This window comes from Bradyrhizobium sp. NBAIM01 (genome assembly GCF_020194115.1).
In the GTDB taxonomy this organism is placed as follows: Bacteria; Pseudomonadota; Alphaproteobacteria; order Rhizobiales; family Xanthobacteraceae; genus Bradyrhizobium; species Bradyrhizobium yuanmingense.
Genome location: NZ_JADYVU010000001.1, coordinates 285859 through 300107, shown reverse-complemented (window position 1 = coordinate 300107; position 14249 = coordinate 285859). Strand labels below are relative to the sequence as shown.

14 protein-coding genes are annotated in these 14249 nt (G+C 64.9%); 11 read left to right on the top strand and 3 right to left on the bottom strand.

The window, feature by feature from the left end; translation table 11 throughout:
• Positions 1-51: 51 nt before the first annotated feature.
• The 7 genes from I6F31_RS01300 to I6F31_RS01270 all read left to right on the top strand — a co-directional run bounded on the left by I6F31_RS01300 (position 52) and on the right by I6F31_RS01270 (position 7717).
• Positions 52-1587: an ABC transporter substrate-binding protein gene (locus tag I6F31_RS01300; RefSeq protein WP_109144553.1), complete on the top strand. Its 1536-nt coding sequence runs from the start codon at positions 52-54 to the stop codon at positions 1585-1587.
• Positions 1588-1594: 7 nt separating this feature from the next.
• Complete coding sequence (locus tag I6F31_RS01295) at positions 1595-2545, top strand: ABC transporter permease (RefSeq protein WP_036025925.1); 951 nt, start codon at positions 1595-1597, stop codon at positions 2543-2545.
• Entirely contained in the window at positions 2532-3404 is an 873-nt protein-coding gene (locus I6F31_RS01290) for an ABC transporter permease (RefSeq protein ID WP_036004454.1), read from the top strand. Before I6F31_RS01295 ends, I6F31_RS01290 begins: the two co-directional genes overlap by 14 nt.
• Positions 3401-4393: an ABC transporter ATP-binding protein gene (locus tag I6F31_RS01285; RefSeq protein WP_225184555.1), complete on the top strand. Its 993-nt coding sequence runs from the start codon at positions 3401-3403 to the stop codon at positions 4391-4393. Before I6F31_RS01290 ends, I6F31_RS01285 begins: the two co-directional genes overlap by 4 nt.
• A complete protein-coding gene (locus I6F31_RS01280) occupies positions 4390-5361 on the top strand; it encodes an oligopeptide/dipeptide ABC transporter ATP-binding protein (protein WP_074447511.1) in 972 nt (323 codons plus the stop codon). Before I6F31_RS01285 ends, I6F31_RS01280 begins: the two co-directional genes overlap by 4 nt.
• Before the next feature lie 75 nt (positions 5362-5436).
• Positions 5437-6504 carry an alcohol dehydrogenase gene (locus I6F31_RS01275; RefSeq protein WP_036025902.1) on the top strand — a complete coding sequence of 356 codons (1068 nt, stop codon included), beginning with the start codon at positions 5437-5439 and terminating at the stop codon, positions 6502-6504.
• Positions 6505-6637: 133 nt separating this feature from the next.
• Positions 6638-7717 (top strand): isocitrate/isopropylmalate dehydrogenase family protein, encoded by a 1080-nt coding sequence (locus tag I6F31_RS01270; RefSeq protein WP_057026781.1) that lies wholly within the window; start codon positions 6638-6640, stop codon positions 7715-7717.
• Positions 7718-7750: 33 nt separating this feature from the next.
• On the opposite strand, the gene I6F31_RS01265 is transcribed toward I6F31_RS01270, so the two are convergent.
• The 3 genes from I6F31_RS01265 to I6F31_RS01255 all read right to left on the bottom strand — a co-directional run bounded on the left by I6F31_RS01265 (position 7751) and on the right by I6F31_RS01255 (position 10320).
• Positions 7751-8572, bottom strand: a complete 822-nt coding sequence (locus tag I6F31_RS01265) for an enoyl-CoA hydratase (protein ID WP_225184554.1) — start codon at positions 8570-8572, stop codon at positions 7751-7753.
• 297 nt (positions 8573-8869) lie between these two features.
• Positions 8870-9241 carry a helix-turn-helix transcriptional regulator gene (locus I6F31_RS01260; RefSeq protein WP_020608151.1) on the bottom strand — a complete coding sequence of 124 codons (372 nt, stop codon included), beginning with the start codon at positions 9239-9241 and terminating at the stop codon, positions 8870-8872.
• Between the two features lie 29 nt (positions 9242-9270).
• Complete coding sequence (locus I6F31_RS01255; RefSeq protein WP_036025896.1) at positions 9271-10320, bottom strand: LysR family transcriptional regulator; 1050 nt, start codon at positions 10318-10320, stop codon at positions 9271-9273.
• A gap of 485 nt (positions 10321-10805) precedes the next feature.
• Here I6F31_RS01255 and I6F31_RS01250 point away from each other — a divergent pair, with 485 nt between their 5' ends.
• The 4 genes from I6F31_RS01250 to I6F31_RS01235 all read left to right on the top strand — a co-directional run bounded on the left by I6F31_RS01250 (position 10806) and on the right by I6F31_RS01235 (position 14230).
• Positions 10806-11072, top strand: coding sequence for a hypothetical protein (locus I6F31_RS01250; RefSeq protein ID WP_025034806.1), 267 nt, complete (start codon positions 10806-10808; stop codon positions 11070-11072).
• A gap of 206 nt (positions 11073-11278) precedes the next feature.
• Positions 11279-12010, top strand: a complete 732-nt coding sequence (locus I6F31_RS01245; protein ID WP_036004503.1) for a cytochrome c biogenesis protein CcdA — start codon at positions 11279-11281, stop codon at positions 12008-12010.
• Between the two features lie 143 nt (positions 12011-12153).
• Positions 12154-12426, top strand: coding sequence for a hypothetical protein (locus tag I6F31_RS01240; RefSeq protein WP_036025895.1), 273 nt, complete (start codon positions 12154-12156; stop codon positions 12424-12426).
• 259 nt (positions 12427-12685) lie between these two features.
• Positions 12686-14230 (top strand): heme peroxidase family protein, encoded by a 1545-nt coding sequence (locus I6F31_RS01235; RefSeq protein ID WP_225184553.1) that lies wholly within the window; start codon positions 12686-12688, stop codon positions 14228-14230.
• The last annotated feature ends 19 nt before the right edge of the window (positions 14231-14249 follow it).

The following is a 14249-nucleotide window of genomic DNA, read 5'->3' as shown; positions in this document are numbered from 1 at the left end:
TCCGAGTCATTCACGATCCGAAACATCGGACGAGGGATCCCGGGAGGAACCATGACGAACGCGGCGGCCTTGGCACGCAGGCGCGTGCCTATTTTCCTCGTTGCGGCATTTGCACTGGCTACGCCAGCGCAGGCGCAGAAATCAGGCGGCAGCATCACCGTCGGTCAGGAGCTGGAGATCGCAGGCTTCGATCCGCTCAAGGTCGGCGTCTACGACACCTCGACCTTCACCGCTGCCGCCGCGATCTTCGACACGCTGACGACGCTGAATGACAAGGGCGAGGCCGCGCCGAAGCTCGCGGTGTCCTGGAGCCATTCCGAGGACTACAAGACCTGGACCTTCAAGCTCCGCGAAGGCGTCAAATTCCACGACGGCACGCCGTTCAATGCGCAGGCCTTCAAGGAGAATTTCGACCGGCAGAAGGACCCCGCCAACAAGTGCCGCTGCGCCTTCTACATCACCAACGTCAAGGAGGTGCTGGCGCCGGACGAATACACAATCGTCTATAATCTCACCGATCCTTCCGTGAACCTGCCGGCGACGATCACCATCCAGAGCCAGAACAACGTCATCCATTCGCCGACCGCCTGGAAGACCAAGGGCGACGATTACAACCGCAATCCCGTCGGCACCGGCCCGTACATCCTGAAATCATGGACCGCCGGCGACCGCATGGTGCTGGAGAAGAACCCGAACTACTGGGACAAGGGTCGCCCGTATCTCGACCGCATCGTCCTGAAGCCGCTGCCCGACGCGCAGTCGCGCTTTGCCTCGCTGCAATCGGGCGAGGCCGACATCATCTGGGATGACGAGAACGACGCCGACAACATCATGAGGGCGCAGAAGGACCCCAAGCTCACCGTGCACACCTACAAGGGCTCGGGCGCGCAGGTCTACGCCTTCAACACCAAGGTGGCGCCGTTCGATGACGTGAGGGTGCGGCAGGCCCTGGTGATGGCGATCGACCGTCCCAAGATGTCGCAAGCGATCAGCAACGGCCTGAGCCGGCCCGCGAGCAATCCTTACGGCGACGGCTCCTGGGTCAAGTGCAAGGACGACGGGGCGCTGCCGTTCGACGTTGAGAAGGCCAAGGCGCTGATCAAGGAGTACGGCAAGCCGGTCGAGTTCAAGATGCTGGTGACGGCGACGCCGCGCGGCCGCATGGTCGGCCAAGTGCTGCAGCAATTCTGGAAGCGCGTCGGCGCCAACATGGAGATCGAGCAGGTCGACCAGGCCACGATTCCGACGCGCGCCTTCACCCGGCAGTTCCAGCTGACGCCGTGGCGCATCGTCGATCTCGCCGATCCCGATCCGCAGATGTACGCGAATTTCCGCAGCGGCAGCCCGCTGGCGCTCGCCGGATACGCGAACCCCGAGCTCGACAAGCTTCTGGACCATGCGCGCGTCACCGCCGACATCGGCCAGCGCACTGAGGATTATTGCGCCATCAGCCGTCTGATCAACAAGGAGGCGATCTGGTTCTGGACCTTCCAGAATACCTATTACGCGCTGTCCAGCGCCAAGCTGAAGGGCTTTCCGAAGATCTACAACGGCGTGATCGACGTCTCGACCACCTGGCTGGAATGACCGCGCGATGCTGAACTTCGTCGCGCGGCGGCTGCTTGCCATGCTGCCGGTCCTGCTCGCCGTCTCGTTGCTGACGTTCCTGATCGCCTCGCTGCTGCCGGGCGATCTCGCGCTCGTCATCCTGGGCGATCAGGCAACGCCGGAGAACGTCGCGGCGCTGCGCCGCGACATGGGACTCGACCAGCCGCTGTGGTGGCGTTACCTGAGCTGGCTCGGCCACGTGGTGCAGGGCGATCTCGGCCGCTCGTTTCGCACCGGGCAGACGGTGCTGCAGGCGGTGGCCGAGCGCATCCCGGTCTCGCTGCAGCTGATGCTGATGGCCGAGTTCATCGGGCTCCTGATCGGTGTTCCCGTTGCGATCGCCTGTGCCGCGCGCGCCGGCGGTGCGTTCGACCGCTTCATGACCGGCAGCGCTTTCGCGATGCTGTCGATGCCGTCGTTCCTGACTGCGATCCTGCTGATCTATCTGTTCGCGGTCGAGCTGCGCTGGCTGCCGGCGACCGGCTATGTGCCGTTCACCGAGGCGCCGCTGGCCAATTTGCGCTTCTTCGTGCTGCCGGCGCTGACGCTGGCGCTGGCGGAATGGCCGGGCATCATGCGGGTGCTGCGCTCCGACATGATCGCGACGTTGCAGGAGGACTATATCGCGCTGGCGAAAGCAAAGGGTCTCAAGCCATCGCGCATCCTGTTGGTGCATGCGCTGAAGCCTTCTTCGCTGACCCTGGTGACGGTGACGGGCATCAATATCGGTCGCCTGCTCGGCGGCACGCTGATCGTGGAAACGATCTTCGCGCTGCCCGGCATCGGCCGGCTGCTGGTCGGGGCGATCTACACCCGGGACCTCGTCATTCTCCAGGGCGTGGTGCTGCTGGTCGCCTGCGGCTTCGTCATCGTCAACTTCATCGTCGACATGCTCTATGCCGTGCTCGACCCCAGGATCCGCCATGGCCACGCTTGAGCTGTCGATCCAGGACGAGGAGGTAGCTGCGCCGGTCGGCCGCAAGCCCAAGCTCGGCCTGTTGTTCTGGATCGCAAGCGCCTGGGTTGCGATCATCCTTTCGCTAGCGATCCTGGCGCCGGTGCTGCCGCTGCAGAACCCGACCGATATGGACATGCTGGAACGGCGCGCCGCCTTCTCCGGGGAACATTGGCTCGGCACCGACGGGCTCGGCCGCGACGAGCTCGCCCGGCTGATCTTTGGTGCGCGGGTGTCGCTAACGGTCGGGCTGATCGCGCCCATGATCGGCCTCGTCATCGGCGGCGCGCTCGGCCTGCTGGCCGGCTATTTCCGCGGCCGGTTCGAGACGCTGGTGGTCGGCAGCATGGATGTGTTGCTCGCCTTTCCGCCGCTGATCTTCGCGCTCGCGGTGGTCGCCTATCTCGGGCAGTCGGTCCCCAACCTCACTATTGTCCTCGGCGTGCTCGGCATTCCCGCTTTCATGCGCGTGGCGCGCGCGGCGACGCTGACGCTGGCGCGGCGCGAGTTCGTGATCGCCGCCGAGGCGTTAGGGGCTAGCCATGCGCGCATCTTGCTGCGCGAGCTGCTGCCGAACGTCATCCTGCCGCTGCTCGCCTTCTTCCTGCTCGGCGTCGCGGTCACCATCGTGGTCGAGGGCGCGCTGTCCTTCCTCGGCCTCGGCGTGCCGCCGCCGATGCCGAGCTGGGGCAGCATGATCGGGGAGGGACGTGACAGTCTGGACGTCGCGCCGCGCCTCGCCTTTCTGCCGGCGGCAGCACTGTTTGCGACGGTGCTGGCGTTCAACCTCGTCGGCGACACCTTGCGGGCTCTCACCGACCCACGTCAGGGGGCACTGTGACCGCGCCGCTCCTGGCCATCGAGGATGTCGCGGTCGAGCTGCCGACCCCGCGCGGAAACCTGCGCGCGGTCGATCACGTCGACCTTTCGCTGCAGGCCGGCCGCACGCTCGGGATCGTCGGTGAATCCGGCTGCGGCAAGACCATGCTCTCGCGCGCCGTGCTGCAACTGCTGCCGAAGAAGGCGAAGCTGACGGGCCGGGTGATGTTCGACGGCGAGGATCTGGTGCGGCTCGAGGCTGAAAGCCTGCGGCGGCTGCGCGGGCGCGACCTCGCGGTCGTATTCCAGGACCCCATGACCTCGCTCAACCCTGTGCTCACCATCGGCACGCAGCTGATGGAGACGATCCAGGAGCACCTCGAGCTTGACGCTCTCGCCGCGAAGGCCCGCAGCATCGAGCTGCTCGCCGCCGTCGGCATTCCCGCCCCGGAGCAGCGGCTCGCGCAATATCCGCATCAATGCTCCGGCGGCATGCGCCAGCGCATCGCGATTGCGATCGCACTGTCCTGCGAGCCGAAGCTCCTGATCGCGGACGAGCCGACCACCGCGCTCGACGTCACCATCCAGGCGCAGATCCTCGATCTGCTCGCGCGCGAGCAGCGCCGCCGCCACATGGCGATGATCATCATCACCCACGATCTCGGCGTGGTAGCCGGCCGCGCCGACGAGGTCGCGGTAATGTATGCCGGCCGGGTGGTGGAGCGCGCGCCGACGCAAGCCTTGTTCAAGCGCATGCACATGCCCTACACCGAGGCGCTGCTGGCGGCGATCCCGAAGCTCGATACCGCGCCTCATACGCCGCTGCCGGCGATCTCGGGCCGTCCACCCGATCCGACGCGCCCGCTGAAGGGCTGCTCCTTCGCGCCGCGCTGCAGTTATGCCGGCGGGCGCTGTCATGAGGCCAAACCGGTCCTGACCAGCGCAGAGGTGTCGGGACATCTCTATGCCTGCTTCCATCCGATCCGGATGACGGAGGGGATCGAGGCATGATGCAGCTTGCCGCGCGCCCCGCGCCGCTTCTCAACGTCGACAATCTCGTGGTCGAATACGGCCTCGGCAACAAGATTGTTCATGCCGTTTCCGGTGTCAGCCTCCAGGTCGCGCGCGGCGAGACGCTTGGGCTGGTCGGCGAATCCGGCTGCGGCAAGTCGACGCTCGGGCGCGCGGTGTTGCAACTGCGCCGCGCCAAGTCCGGCCGCGTGATGTTCGACGGCGAGGACCTCACCGCGATGGAGGGCGAGGCGCTGCGCCGGATGCGCCGCCGCGTGCAGCTGATCTTCCAGGATCCGATTGCTTCGCTCAATCCGCGCCGGCGCATCGGCGACATCGTCGCCGAGCCGCTGATCATCGCCGGGATCAAGGATGCCGCCGAGCGCAAACGGCGCGTTCACGAGGTGCTCTCCGCGGTCGGGCTCGACCCCGATCTCGTGGCGACCCGCCTGCCGCACGAATTCTCCGGCGGCCAGTGCCAGCGCATCTGTATCGCACGCTCGCTGGTGCTCAACCCGGAGTTCATCGTCTGCGACGAGCCGGTGTCGGCCCTCGACGTCTCCATTCGCGCGCAGATCCTCAACCTGCTGGAGGAGATGAAGGCGCGCTTCGGTCTGACGCTGCTGTTCATCGCGCACGACCTCGCGGTGGTCAAAGCGGTCAGCGACCGCGTCGCGGTGATGTATCTCGGCCGGCTCTGCGAGGTCGCCCCCTCCGAGCAATTGTTCGCGCGGCCTGCGCATCCCTACACCGCGCTGCTGTTGCAGGCGATCCCGGTGCCGGATCCGGACGTGCGACCCGCCGAAAGTGTGGCGGCCGGCGAGCCGCCATCGCCGATTGCGCCGCCGTCCGGCTGCCGCTTCCGCACCCGCTGCCCGCGCGCGGATCAGCGTTGCAGCGCGGAGATACCGGAGTTGCGCCAGGTCGCACCCGGCCAGTTCGCGGCTTGCCATCATCCGCTGGCCTGAACTAAGACCGGTTTGTCTGGTCGCGCCGACCATGGCATGGTGGCGCGACAACAAGAAGCATGCGGGAGGACGCCGATGAAGAGTTTCAAGGTTGCCGATTTCAAGGCGCCGCTGCAGGAGGTCGACGAGGCGACGCCGCAGCCCTCGGGCACGCAGGTGCTGATCAAGGTGAAGGCCGCCGGCGTCTGCCACAGCGACCTCCACATCTGGGAAGGCGGCTACGATCTCGGCCATGGCCGCAAGCCGCTCTCGTTGAAGGACCGCGGCATCAACCTGCCGCTGACCATGGGCCACGAGACGGTCGGCGAAGTCCTCGCCTTCGGCCCCGACGTGAAGCCGACCGACCAGGGCGACCTGAAGGTCGGCGATGTCGGGCTGGTCTATCCCTGGATCGGCTGCGGCAAATGTGCAACGTGCCTCGCCGGTGACGAGAACATGTGCCTGACGCCGCGCTCGCTCGGGGTCTATTGCGACGGCGGCTATTCCGATCACATGCTGGTGCCGCATCCGCGCTACCTGCTCAATCTGAAGGGCCTCGATCCCGCGACGACCGCGCCCTATGCCTGCTCGGGCGTCACCACCTACAGCGCGCTGAAGAAGGTCGAGCAGCATTTCGACACGCCGATCGTGATGTTCGGCGCCGGCGGCCTCGGCCTGATGGCGTTGTCGCTGCTCAAGGCGATGGGCGGCAAGGGCGCGATCATGGTCGATATCGACGCGAGGAAGCGCGAGGCGGCGGAGAAGGCCGGTGCGCTTGCGACCGTCGATCCCAAGGCCCCTGACGCGCTGGAGCAGCTTGCCAAGAAGGCGGGCGGCCCTATCCGCGCCGTGATCGACCTCGTCGGCAACGCTGCTACGACGCAGCTCGGCTTCGACTGCCTGACAAAGGGCGGTAAGCTCGTCCTTGTCGGCCTGTTCGGCGGCGGCGCGACCTGGGCGTTGCCGCTGATTCCGATCAAGGCGGTGACGATCCAGGGCAGCTATGTCGGAAACTTGCGCGAGACGCAGGAGCTGCTCGACCTCGTGCGGTCGAAGAAGGTGCCGCCGATCCCGGTGACGCCGCAACCGCTCGCCAAGGCCAACGACGCGCTGCTGCAATTGCAGCAGGGCGCGGTGGTCGGGCGTACGGTGCTGACGCCGTAACGAATGCTCTCTCCCTCGTCATTGCGAGGAGCGAAGCGACGAAGCAATCCAGAATGTCTCCGTGGATGCAGTTCTGGATTGCTTCGCTTCGCTCGCAATGACGACCTGGTTGACACCTCCCTTGAGGCCTTAAATGTCCGCAAACAACGCCTTCCACATTGCCGTGCTCGCCGGTGACGGCATCGGCCCTGAAGTCATGGCGCCGGCGCTGGAGGTGCTGCGCAAGGTCGGCGAGAAGTCCGGCCTCGGCTTCCGCTTCACCGAGGCGCCGGCCGGCGCCAACCATTATCTCGCGACCGGCAAGTCGATGCCGGATAGCACCATCAAGCTCTGCGAGGAGGCGGACGCGATCCTGCTCGGAGCCTGCGGCCTGCCGTCGGTGCGCTACCCCGACAACACCGAGATCGCGCCGCAGATCGAGCTGCGCTTCATCTTCGATCTCTATGCCGGCGTGCGTCCGGCGCGCCTCATTCCGGGCGTACCGAGCCCGATCGTCGGCGCGGACCAGCGCGGCATCGATCTCGTCGTGATCCGCGAGTCCACCGAAGGCCTGTTCGCCTCGATGGGCAAGGGCGTCGTCACCCACGAGGACGCGCGCGAGACCATGGTGATCACGCGCAAAACCTCCGAGCGTTTGTTCGAGTTCTCGTTTCGCCTTGCCGAGCGGCGCAAGGCGCGCGGCAAGCCGGGCGCGCTCACCTGCGTCGATAAGGCGAACGTATTCAAGGCGTTCGCGTTCTTCCGCGGCATCTTCGACGAGATCGAGAAGAAGCATCCTGACGTGAAGACCGACCGGCTCTATGTCGATGCCTGCTCGGCGATGCTGGTCAAGCGTCCCTGGGATTTCGACGTGATGGTGATGGAGAACATGTTCGGCGACATCGTCTCCGACATCACCGCGAGCCTGATCGGCGGCCTCGGCATGGCGCCGTCCGCCGACATCGGTGACAAATACGCGGTGTTCCAGCCGTGCCACGGCACGGCGCCTGACATCATGGGGCAGGGCAAGGCCAACCCCACCGGCATGATCCTGTCCGCCGCGATGATGCTGGATTGGCTCGCCGACAAGCACGGCATCGAGAGCGCTGCGGAAGCCGGCGAGACGATCGAGCGTGCGGTGGACCAGGTCTATGCCGGCGGCATCAAGCCGATGGAATTCGGCGGCGGCAATGGCACGGCTGACATCACGAAAGCGGTGCTGGGAGCGCTGTAGGGGCTGTGCTCCTGGCCTCTCTCCACGACGAAATTACTTCCCCCTAAACTGCGGCTTCCGCTTTTCCATGAAGGCCTGCCGGCCCTCGCGGAAATCCGCGCTGTCCATGCAGGCATTGCCGATCACCTTGATCGCCTCCATGTCGCGCCGGCTCTCGTCCTTCAGCACCTGCGCGATTGTGATCTTGGCCGCCTTGATCGCGAGCGGGGCGTTCTGCGCGATCGTCTCGGCCATCGCCATGGTCTCGCCCCAGAGCTCGCCTTGCGGAAACACGCGCTCGACGAGGCCGATGCGCAGCGCCTCGGCGGAATCGATGCGCATGCCCGTATACATCAGCAGCCGCGCCCAGGACGGCCCGACCAGCGACACCAGATGCCGCAGGCCGTCATAGCCATAGGCGATGCCGAGCTTGGCGGCGGGAATGCCGAACTGGCTTTCATGCGAGGCGAGGCGGATGTCGGCGAGCATGGCGACCTGCATGCCGCCGCCGAGGCAATAGCCGTCGATGCAGGCGATGGTCGGCTTGGGATAATCGGCGAGCAGCGCGCGCTGGGCGGCGCTGCGCTTGGCGTATTGCTCGGATGCCGCCGCATTGTGCCGCACCTTCTCGAACTGGCTGATGTCGGCACCCGAGACGAACGCCTTGCCGCCGGCGCCGCGCAGGATCACGACGCGCACCGTGTCGTCGTCGCGCAAGGCCGTCAACGCCTCGCCAAATCCCTCCCACATCTCCAGCGACATCGCGTTGCGCTTGTCGGGATTGTTGAAGGTGATCACGCCGACGCCATCGGCCGTGTGCGTCAGAATCTTGCCGTCGGCGTAAGGTGTTCCGGTCGTGCTGATAGCGTCTGGCATCGCGCGCTCGCTGCTCGGTGGCGAGGCGCAATGTGCGGCGCAGGCACCGCCGCGGTCAACCGGCGCGGGAGAGGAGAGCCCGCATCCGCCCGTGCTGCGATTGCATGGCGCGCGGCGTTCGACGGAGGCGGAAAGGTCGGGGGAAGACCGCCAACAAAAGGGGCGGCCATGCCGCCCCGAGACCGGCCGCGCGCGGTTGCGCGCAGACATCTTTCGGCCGATCTCGTGCAATCCGGCCGCGCCCCCGTGACGCGGCGGATTGAACGTCGGCCGTGAAGGCCGGACCGTCGACCGGCCTCAGCTCTCGTTCGCCGCGATCGATTCCATCAGCGAGACGAGCTGACGCTGCACCGTCTGATCCTTGATCTTGCTGTAGGCGCGCAGCAGGCGGAGGCTGAAGGCCGAATCGAGAAAGAGCAGGCTCTCGACTTCGCGGGCCTTGTTGTCGCCGTCGTAGAAGAAGGTCACGGGCACATCGAGGGCGGAGGCGATCTGCTGAAGCCGGGCCGCGCCGACGCGATTGACGCCCTTCTCGTATTTCTGCACCTGCTGGAAGCTGACGCCGAGCTTCTCGCCGAGCTCGGCCTGCGAGATCTTCATCTCGACGCGCCGCAGACGGATCCGCTTGCCAAGCTCGATGTCCGGCTTGCCCGCGCTGCGCTGCTTCATTCTTTTGGCCGCTGCTTTCATCTCTGTTTTCACCTTTGTTCTTCGGTTGAAAATCCCCCGAAGAGCTGGGTCAGGGGTTCGCCCATATACGAGTCCTTGAATTCATGCGGGTGCACGAACTCTTCCTTAAACCACGGGAAGCGGGCCGGATTGAAAGCCTCGATCAGCCAGTCAATCATGTGCCGCACGCGCGGGATACGGCCGCTACCAGGGTGGTAGGACAGCCAGATATCCAGCGGTCGGTTCAGCTCGACCTCCAGTGGAATTAATTTCCCGCCGAGCGCAATGGCGTAGCTCGGGAAGACGCCGATGCCGGCGCCATTCGCGACCGCCCAATAGTTGGCGCTCGAGACGTTGGTCTTCATGACCAGAAGGTCACGTTCGGACACGCCCGGGAAGAAGCTTTCGAAGGATTCCTTGGCGGCGAGCTGGTCGGCGAATTGCAGCACCAGACGATGCTTGATCAATTCCGCCGCCGAGCGCGGCGCGCCATGCTTTGCGATGTATTTCTCCGAGGCCCAGAACATCAGATGCATGCGGCCGAGCCGCACCAGCTTGATGTCCAGCGCCGAGGGACGGGACAGATGAATGGCGACGTCGGCCTCGTGGCGCGAGACGTCGGCCGAGCGCATCGCGCAATGCAGGTCCACCAGGATCTTCGGATAGGCCTGCTGGAATTCGACCAGGCGGGGGGCAAGCCAGAATGTGCCGAGCCCTTCGGTGACGGCCACGCGGACCTCGCCCGACAGCGCGTTGGCCATCGAATCGCTGGCGCGCAGCACGTCGAAGGTGGCCGCCTCCATGCGTTCGACAGCGGAGACTACCAAGGCGCCCTCATCGGTCAGATGGGTGCCGTGGACGTCGCGCGTGAATAACGTGGTGCCGGTCTGGCGTTCGAAATCGTCGATTCGGCGCCGCACGGCGTTGATCGACAGAGACAGGCGCTCGGCCGCCGAGCGAAAGCTTCCGCATCGGACGACTTCCAAGAATATGCGGGCGGCGTCCCAGTCGGAGAGGCCGCTGATATTTGTCTTTGGGCGTTCCTCCAGAGGAACGCCCCTTTCCGCCAAGGAGTGCATACAATTCCCTTTGGAACGCTAAACTGGCAGAATCTGGCGCAAACCACAACCACGACGGGTTGGGGAACGACGAGTTTTGAACGTCATCCTTACTACCTTAGGGCGGTATTTGGATGCTCCCATGGGCTGGGAATTCGGGCGAGGCTAATCGGCTCGAGTGAGGGGTATGACGTGAGTTCCGTTGCGAGCCGCGAGATGGCTGCGGGAGTGCCGGCGCTGACTGCAATGAACGGTCTTGCGCAGGAGTCGGTGCTCTTCGCCGTTGCTGGATCAATCGCACCGCGTCAGGCGTTCGCTCCCGGAGCATTGCGGCGGTCGCCAAAGGCGCCGCATGGCGATGCGAGCGGGAACCCGGTTCCACAGCAGAAACACACTGAAATCAGGTTCGAAGGCGCAGTCGCCTCGTGCTATCTATCGTCTTCCATGGGGGCCGAAGGGGGCGTGACAGATACGTCTCGCAGGCCGAATTAACGGAAAGAACGCCGGTGTCGCATTCAGACGAACAGTTGCAGTCGGTGCTGGAAACGCTCGAGGAGTGCCGCAGGGTTCTCAATGCCTGCAACAGCCGCGAGTCGGCCGAGATGCTGTCCATCGTCATCCTCGACGTCAGGATGAAACTGAAAGGAATCGACAGTGCCGATCTCAAGGCGCTGTGCGACGAAATGCTGCGGAGCGCTGCCAGCGAGCCGCCGCCCCCTTCCAAGCAGACGCAGGACCAGCCCCGGCGTCCGCTGCTCCGCGTGGTGAAGTAGCCGCGCCGCCCAATCTCGCTTTCCGGCGAGGTTTGTGCGCGTCCCGATGCCGCATCTGTGATCACGGAGGGCATCGGGCGGAGCCCTGGCTTTGTGCGCCTCTGTTGCGCATTCTCCGGCATGGGCTACACCAGAGCCGGTTCGGCTCCGGGCCGGGCGCGTTCCCTGCGCGCCCTGACGGGGCCTGAGATGGCTCCGATTGCATCATGCAAAATGTTTCGATTCCGGCCGCACTGATTGCCGGCCTCGTCAGCTTCCTCTCGCCTTGCGTCCTGCCTCTGGTTCCGCCCTATCTGGTTTACCTCACGGGCGCCACGATCGAGCATGTCGAGAGCGACGAGCCGGTCGCGGCCTCCAAGCGCGCGATCATGATGTCGGCGCTCCTGTTCGTGCTCGGCTTCTCCACCATCTTCGTGGCGCTCGGCGCCAGCGCTTCGCTGATCGGCGGGCTGATCCGTGCCTGGTCGGCGGAGCTGTCGATCCTCGCCGGCATCGTCATCATCATCATGGGCCTGCACTTCCTCGGCCTGACGCGGATCGGCTTTCTGATGCGGGAAGGACGCCTGCCGATCCCCAAACCGGTCGGCCTGTGGGGCGCCTATATCATGGGCCTCGCATTCGCGTTCGGCTGGACACCCTGCATCGGCCCGATCCTCGCCGCGATCCTCTCGGTCGCCGCGGCGGAAGCCACGGTGACGAGGGGCGCCGGCCTGCTCGCGGTCTATTCCGCGGGCCTCGGCATCCCATTCCTGATCGCCGCGCTGATGATCGAACAGTTCTCCGCGCTGTTCGCGCGCATGAAGGGCCACCTCGTCAACGTCGAGCGCGCAATGGGCGTCCTGATGGTGCTCACCGGCATCGGCTTTCTCACCGGCGCGGTCTCGAATGTGAGCATCTGGCTGCTGGAGACGTTTCCGGTGCTGCAGACGATCGGTTAGGGCGCGCGGGGACCGGGTTTTCACGGACGAAAAAGTAGAGGAACCGTTGAAATCGGTCAGGCATGCTGTCACGGAACGACGATTCCAAACCTTTCCGGTCCCAAGGCGTTGCATCGGGGGACAACTCGCATGGTGGAGATCACGTGACCAAGACACTGCGCTTAGAACCCCTGTCGGACAACGCGGCGTTGGTTGCCTGGCAATTTCTGGGGCAGCCGTTGCAGGAGTGGCCGAGCTGGGTTCAGTCGAATTGCTCGCTGCAGAAGGATGCCGACGGAAAATTCGAGCTTCGGCACGAGCGGCGCAGCGGCACACAGATCGTCTACCTCGGCGAGTGGCTGGTGAGAGATCTCGATGGCGGCGTGGACTTCTACACGGACGCTGAAATCTGGTCGCGGTTCGCTGCCAAGCGGTGACGCGCTGAGAGATTCAGCCGACGCGTCGATCGCGCCTTAGTCTTTCCTGCTCGAGCTTCGGACGATCAAAAGCCTGTGTCGTCGGTGGGGCAAAAGGCCTCGCGGCAGGGCCCATCCACAGAATGCAATCTGTGGTAATATTCTCTCGTACTGCACCCTGAGGGGCAATTCTTCAGAACGTATACTGAAACGAGTATTTTAGGCCAATCGACATCTTCGGCGCCCCTCTCCCTTACAGCATTTTAAGCAGGAGCAAGCGATGGGAACCGACGTGAATGTTCATCCCGGTCATGGCAAGGCCGGACGTCAACCGACGCGACAATTTCTGGATACGCTCTCCGGACACGACGATCCGGGCATGTTTGGCCGGATGTTTCCGACCCTGGAGCCGCTGGCTGTCGACGACGGTCCGCTGCGCGAGCTCGCCGACGCGATGAAGGATCCCGCCCCCGGCGACGCCGCGGGCAACAACCTCAACGTCCCGGCGGGTTTCACCTATCTCGGCCAATTCGTGGATCACGACATCACGCTCGATCTGACCTCCTTCGGCGAGAAGGAAGCCGATCCGACGGCGGTCACGAATTTTCGCACGCCCGCACTCGATCTCGACAGCGTCTATGGTCTCGGCCCCGACGGCAGCCGCCATCTGTACGCGCGCAATTCGGCCAGCGACAGCGGCAAGACACCGGGCCCCAAGCTGCTGATCGGCAAGACCGTCAACGTCGATGACATCACCGGCGATCATCGCAACGACCTGCCGCGCAATCCCGAGGGGTTTGCCCTGATCGGCGATCATCGCAATGACGAGAACCTGGTCGTCGCGCAAACCCATCTTGCGATGCTGAAGTTTCACAACAAGGTCTGCGATCAGCTCGCGGCGTCCGGCAAGCCGGCGGGCGAGATCTTCGAGGAAGCGCGCCGGATCGTGACCTGGCACTACCAATGGATGGTCCTGCACGATTTCGTGGAGCGGATCACCGAGAAGGGGATCGTCGCGAAGATCCTCGAGCAGGGGCGGCGCTTCTACCGCTTCAAGAAGATCCCCTACATGCCCGTCGAGTTTTCGGGCGCCGTCTATCGTCTCGGCCACAGCATGGTGCGCCAGGTCTATAGCCACAACCGGATCTTCACGCCCGGTGGCCTCGCGCCGGCGACCCTGGACCTGCTGTTCAGGTTCACCGGGCTGTCGGGCGGCATCATCGGCGATCTGGCACCAAACCCGATTCAGCCACCGCTCCCGCTTCCGGTGCTTTCGAGCAACTGGATCATCGACTGGCGGCGCTACTATAAGCTGTTGCCGAACAATCCTGCGGGCGTGGGGTTCAATCCCTCCCGCAAGATCGACCCGTTCATCGTGCCGCAACTCCATACCCTGCCCGGTGACGGCGGCAGCCTGCCGTTCCGCAACCTCAAGCGCGGCGTGTTGCTGGGATTGCCGTCCGGGCAGGACGTCGCCAAGGCCATGAAGATCAAGAATCCGCTGACGCCGGAAGAAATCTCGAAGGGGAGCGACGGCGCCGTGGCGAAGAAGCATGGCCTGCACCAAAACACCCCGCTCTGGTACTACATCCTCAAGGAGGCGGAGCAGCGGGGCAGCGGCGAAAGGCTCGGCCCGGTCGGCGCGACCCTGCTTGCCGAGGTCTTCGTCGGCCTCGTCCATGGCGACCACCAGTCGTATCTCTGGCTCAAGGGCAAGACCTGGAAGCCGACGCTGCCGTCGCAAGTGCCGGGCGAATTCACGATGGCCGACCTGCTGCGTTTCGTCGGGGATATCAGCCCGATCGACGGCATCTCGACCGTCTAGACCAGACGCCCGCCAGCGT